Here is a 5,858-nt window from a genome sequence, read left to right on the forward strand (position 1 = left end):
ACTCCACCCAAAAGGCTCTCATCCAGCTTCTTCAAAATCATGTCCCCGAGTTTGTTCAACAACAATGTCCTACAACGACAAACTCGATAATCCAACACTGGTACTGTTATTCCAAACGCAGGTCATGGTTTTGGAAGGGGTATCACAAACTCAACAGATGGTGTCGTGGTTCACGAACTTGAGCGGCTCAGCGGCTACTTCACCCCCCAAATACGCCGAAGGGCCCTTTGAAAATGACGCCTCGAAAAGAATACACTGGCCCCACCCTACTTAGTTACGGGTTTCGTCCTTTCTTTCTGCTCGCACTTGGATTCTCTTGCGTATCGATACTGCTATGGATGCTGATGTATCAGGGTGATCTCAGCATTTCAGGTCCATTTCAACCTGTCGACTGGCACATTCATGAGATGCTGTTTGGGTATACCTCTGCAGTCATTACAGGGTTTCTGTTCACCGCCATCCCCAACTGGACCGGCCGCATGCCTGTTCGAGGTTGGCCACTTGGAGCCCTAGCGCTGTTGTGGGTGGCTGGCCGATTGTCGGTAGCAGGCGCCCTACCCCTGTCGTTCGGTTTTACCATGGTTGTTGACTGTGGGTATCTGGCGGCAATTCTGGCAATTGTTTTGCGCGAAATCATTGTCGGCAAAAACTGGCGAAACCTAATGGTCGTCTGTCCCATTGGCTTGTTTTTCATCTCAAATGTGATGTTCTACATTGAAGTGATGCAAAACGGAGAGTCAGATCACGCACGCCGGTTGGGTTTTGCCGTGGTGATTTTTCTGATCGTACTAATCGGCGGCCGGATCATTCCCAGCTTTACCCGCAACTGGCTGGTCAAGAACAATCCCGGCCCTCTTCCTACTCCGATGAACAGCTTCGACAAGCTCTGCCTCGTCTCCGCCGCAGTTGCCTTGTTGCTATGGGTTGGGGCACCTGAGTGGCTGGGATCACGCGGCACATTGGTTGTGGCGGCAAGTCTACATTTTGCCCGCTTGTTGCGCTGGCAAGGTCTACGGGCTCGAACCAACATGCTCCTGCTGATGCTGCATATCGCTTACGCATTCACCCCTCTGGGATTGCTGTTATTGGCAGTGGACCAAACAGTCAGCGGCTTGCATATCCTTGGCATCGGCGCCATTGGCGGCATGACACTGGCTGTGATGATACGCGCCACAATGGGCCACACCGGACGTGAACTGGCGTCGACCTGGGACCTATCGCTCGCCTTCATAATATTAATTCTGGCTGCAGTGGTTCGAAGTGCACTGGTCAATATAGCGCCAGACCCAATGACGGTACTATGGACCGGAGCAATCCTGTGGACTGTTGCCTATGGTTTGGTTCTTGTCAGGATCGGCCCCTGGTATCTTGGTCAGAACCCAGCGCGGCGCAAACCGAGCTAACGTCAGTGGGTTACCCTAACGCAACGACCAGCCAATTGCAGGGCCCTTCTAATGTGAACTGCCCAATTCAGACATGAGCTGAATTGGGCAGCCACACGGTTAACCGAGAACTTCGGAAACCGCCTCTTTGCAAACCGAAACCACTTGGTCCACTTCTGCAGGAGTAATGCAGAGCGGTGGCGCGAAACCGATGATGTCGCCCTGCGGCATCGCTCGGGCAATTACATCCCGCTTTGCCATCGCTGCTGAAATCCCATAACCGACTTTTTGGGACGGATCGAAGAAGCCCAGAGGCGACTTGGTCTCAGCAAATTCGATCGCGCACATCAGGCCTTCACCGCGGACTTGCGCAACGTTGGGATGATCCGCAAAGGCCGCCGTCAATTGCTCCAGCAGATACGATCCTGTCGTAGCGGAGTTTTCCACCAAACCCATTTCATCAATGAGCTTCAGGTTGGCAACTCCAGCCGCCGCGCCGATTGGGTGGGCGGAATAGGTCCAGCCATGACCAATTGGGCCGTTTTCATCTGTCCCCTGCTCTAGCACCTTCCACATTTTGTCGGACACGATTGAACCGGAAAGCGGCGCATAGGCCGAGGTGAGGCCTTTGGCGATGGTGATGATATCGGGCTTGATGCCGTAGTGAGCAGATCCAAACATGGTGCCGAGACGGCCAAAACCGGTAACGACCTCGTCCGCAATCAGCAGGATGTCGTATTTCTCCAGCACTGGCTGAATGGCTTCCCAGTATCCGGCGGGTGGAGGCACGATGCCACCTGTGCCCAGGATCGGTTCACCAATGAATGCAGCGATGGTGTCCGGGCCTTCGGCCAGGATCATATCTTCCAGTTTCGCAGCGCAATCAGCCGAGAATTCCTCTTCAGACATGCCCTCGGTAGCGCCACGCAGATAGTACGGCGCCTCGGTGTGGATGACCTGAGACAGAGGCAAATCAAACTTGTTGTGGAACAGCTCTAGCCCGGTCAGAGATCCAGTCATCAGGCCGGATCCGTGGTAGCCACGCCAGCGCGAGATGATTTTCTTCTTCTCAGGGCGGCCTAGGATATTGTTGTAATACCAGACCAATTTGATGTTGGTCTCATTCGCATCGGATCCGCTCTGGCCGAAGTACACCTTGGACATGTTGTCCGGTGCGCGATCCAAGATCATCTTTGACAGGGTAATCGAGGCTTCAGTGCCGTGACCCACATAGGAATGATAATAGGCCAGTTCATGCGCCTGTTTGGAGATCGCCTCGGCAATTTCCGTGCGGCCATAGCCTACATTCACGCAGTACAGCCCGGCAAATGCATCCAGCATTTTACGGCCGTCACGGTCGGTGATATGGACCCCCTCACCCGTTGAGATAACCCGCGTTGGTGTATCGCCGCGCGCGTGCTGGGCCAGGTGGGTGGAGGGATGGAAAAAGGTCTCGCGGTCCCATTGCGCGAGGGTGTCATTGGTCAACATGTCAGGTCTTTCTATTTGGAGTATTCTTGCGCCAGTACGGCAAGGCAGTCGCCCATTTGAATCAGTCCGGGTACGTGGCGCACTGCCAGCAACCCGTCCATCTGGGCGTGGATTTCGAGAGGGGGTATTCCAGTGCGTTGTGTAGGCCAGACGCGGGCCAAGAGCTGCCCCTTGGTGACCGGAGCGCCCAGAGACACAGTGAATTCCACCATCCCCTCGGTTTCAGCGAAGTGGAAACAAGCGTCATCGGTCTGAGTGAGGTGGCGTGTCTTAGACAGCTCAATCTCCCCTTTCAGAATGCCCGCATGGATCAGAAGATTGCGCACGCCCTTGCGGGCGATCTCGACGGTTTCGACGCTTGATGTGCCAGCGCCGCCCAGTTCGGTGGTGACAAAGGTCTTGCCCATCCCCTCGGCCGCGTCGTCGTACATACCCATCGAGTCGATCTCGAGCATTTGCATGGAAAACGGAGCGTTAAAGGCGTCGCGTGCGGCGCAGCAGCGGGCCTCTTGCTCTTTGTCGTCCAACACATGCGACGCCGCATAGGGCAGGAATTCAAGCGTTTTGCCACCTGAATGGAAGTCGAGCACGACATCGGCCATGGGCAGCAAAGTGCGCTGGAAATAGTCGGCGATCTTCGCGGTCACGGTGCCGTCGGGAAGTCCCGGAAAGGCACGGTTCATGTTGCCGCCATCAATGGGCGAGGTCCGTCGCCCAACCGCAAAAGCAGGTTCGTTCATGAAGGGAACAATGATGACGCGGCCCGAGATGTCCTCGGCCCTGAGGGTTGCGGCCAGATCAACCAGCGCCAGTGGCCCCTCGTATTCGTCGCCATGGTTAGCGCCGGTCAGCAAGGCCGTGGGGCCGTCGCCGTTTTTGGCAACAGTGATCGGGATCATCACCGAACCCCAAGCGCTGTCATCGCGGCTATAGGGTAGCCGCAGGTGGCCGTGATGGACGCCGTCAACCTCAAAGTCGACGGTGGGCGTGATTGGGTTGTTTCGCATGATCAGCCCTTTACCACCAGCCCACGCGGGGTATTACACAGGTTTTCTGCGCCATTTTCTGTGATCAGAACTGGCTCGGTAATTTCAATGCCACCGTCATCCAGCCACAGTGCGGGCATAAAGTGGAAGGTCATCCCCGGTTGCAGCACCGTCATGTCGTCACGGCGCAGCGAGAAGGTGTGTTCACCCCAATCTGGTGGATAAGACAAGCCGATTGGATAGCCACAGCGGCTGTCCTTTTCGAACCCGAGACGGTTCAGGGTAGCGTTGAATGCGTTGGCGATATCCTGGGCATGGTTGCCGGGCTTGGCTTGTTCCATGCCTGCCGCAACGGCTTCGAGCACGGCATCCTCGGCCTGACGGTACTTGGCTGGTGGTTCACCAAAGAAAAGGGTGCGCGACTGGGGAGCGTGATAGCGGCGATAAACGCCTGCGATTTCAAAGAATGTCGCCTCGCCTGCCTTTAACGCGCTGTCATCCCATGTCAGATGCGGCGCGGTGGCATCCTGACCTGATGGTGCCAGCGGTACGATCGACGGATAGTCACCCCAGTGGCCATCTGCCCCCGAAATACCGGCGTGATAGATATCGGCCACCAGCTCGTTCTTTTTCATGCCCGGCTCGGCACGCTCCAGAATAGTTGCATGCATGTGTTCCACAATACGTGCAGCGCGGCGCATATAGGTGATCTCGGCCTCGCTTTTGACGGCGCGCTGCCAATTAACCAGAACATTGGCATCCACCCATTTCGCCTGCGGCAAGGACTGCACCAAGGACATGTAAGCGGCTGCTGTGAAATAGTAATTGTCCATTTCCAGACCGATGCGTGCGCCTTGCCAGCCCTTGGCACTGATCAACTGCGCCAGATCCTGCATAGGGTGCTTGTCTGGATTTTGAACGTAGTCGTCCTGATACCCGTGGATATCATCGGCATCCATGAACACGGTGCGTTTGGCGCCAAGGGCATCCATCGCGCGGCCCCACCAGATAGGCGCGCCAGACGGGCCGATCAGAACCGCCTGATGCACATAAAAAGACCAACCTTCATAGCCTGTGAGCCAAGCCATATTGGCCGGATCCGTTACCACAAGCAGATCAATACCCTTCTGCTCCATCGCAGCCCGGACCCGGGCAATTCGGTCATCATATTCCTCGACCGAAAAAGGTAGGTCTGCTGCGTTCATATAGGTCGCTCCGTTGTTCCGTGAGTGGTGGCTTTCGCCGCCGCGAGTGCTGGTCTTTTCCCCAATGCCATAGTAGCCACCGACAGTGCAGTATTTACGCGTATTTGGCCCAGCCTCGCATTTTTTCTGCAGATTTACCGGAGAGGTGACGCTGATGACCAACCTAGATGAACTAGACAGAAAGATTCTGCATGAAGTGCAGCTGAACAATCAACTGACCTCGGCTCAGTTGTCGGAAAAGGTTGGGCTGTCTCCGACGTCAACGCAGCGCAGATTGAACCGGTTGCGCCGGGACAAAATCATTGAAGGTGATGTTTCGATTGTCTCCAACGAGGCCGTTGGGCGTCCGATGACCATGATGGTTGCAGTTCAGCTGGAACGGGAACGGTCTGACATCATAGACCATTTCAAGAAATCAGTTCGAAATGAGCCCACAGTCATGAGCGCATATTATGTAACCGGCGACACTGATTTTGTGTTGATTGTAGCGGTCCGGGATATGAAGGAATATGAGGAATTCACTCGGAATTTCCTGTACGATAATCCTGACATTAAAGGGTTCAAGACCACAGTTGTGATGGACCGTATCAAAGCCTCATTCTATGTCCCGCCGTGGGACGCTACATAAGCCCCAGAACTGCCCATAGTCGTACTGGCTTCGCTCCCTATCCCTTCATGAGTTTTTGTATGTGTTTAGGAACCAGTATGTGAGTGGTGCTCCGAGAACCAAGCCGACATATATTGAGTTTACGGGCGAGAGGACTGGCCAACCGATCCATGATGTGATGAGGGAA

The 5,858-nt window shown here is 55.2% G+C and carries 5 protein-coding genes; 2 read left to right on the forward strand and 3 right to left on the reverse strand.

The features are described 5' to 3' along the window. Positions 1-233 precede the first annotated feature (233 nt). Complete coding sequence (locus DL239_RS21065) at positions 234-1,403, forward strand: NnrS family protein (protein ID WP_167686064.1); 1,170 nt, start codon at positions 234-236, stop codon at positions 1,401-1,403. 99 nt (positions 1,404-1,502) lie between these two features. On the opposite strand, the gene DL239_RS21070 is transcribed toward DL239_RS21065, so the two are convergent. From DL239_RS21070 to doeA, 3 genes are read right to left on the reverse strand one after another with little or no spacing between them, the layout of a single operon-like run. Then, complete coding sequence (locus DL239_RS21070) at positions 1,503-2,873, reverse strand: aspartate aminotransferase family protein (protein WP_167686065.1); 1,371 nt, start codon at positions 2,871-2,873, stop codon at positions 1,503-1,505. 11 nt (positions 2,874-2,884) lie between these two features. Continuing rightward, a complete protein-coding gene (gene doeB / locus DL239_RS21075) occupies positions 2,885-3,880 on the reverse strand; it encodes a N(2)-acetyl-L-2,4-diaminobutanoate deacetylase DoeB (protein WP_167686066.1) in 996 nt (331 codons plus the stop codon). A gap of 2 nt (positions 3,881-3,882) precedes the next feature. Next, on the reverse strand, positions 3,883-5,064 hold the full coding sequence (gene doeA / locus DL239_RS21080) for an ectoine hydrolase DoeA (RefSeq protein WP_167686067.1): 1,182 nt from the start codon (positions 5,062-5,064) through the stop codon (positions 3,883-3,885). 154 nt (positions 5,065-5,218) lie between these two features. Between doeA and DL239_RS21085 the strand changes: the two genes are divergently transcribed. Continuing rightward, positions 5,219-5,692, forward strand: a complete 474-nt coding sequence (locus DL239_RS21085; RefSeq protein ID WP_167686068.1) for an Lrp/AsnC family transcriptional regulator — start codon at positions 5,219-5,221, stop codon at positions 5,690-5,692. Positions 5,693-5,858 lie beyond the last annotated feature (166 nt).

Origin of the sequence: Parasedimentitalea denitrificans, from assembly GCF_011813015.1 — a bacterium.
Classification (GTDB): Bacteria; Pseudomonadota; Alphaproteobacteria; order Rhodobacterales; family Rhodobacteraceae; genus Parasedimentitalea; species Parasedimentitalea denitrificans.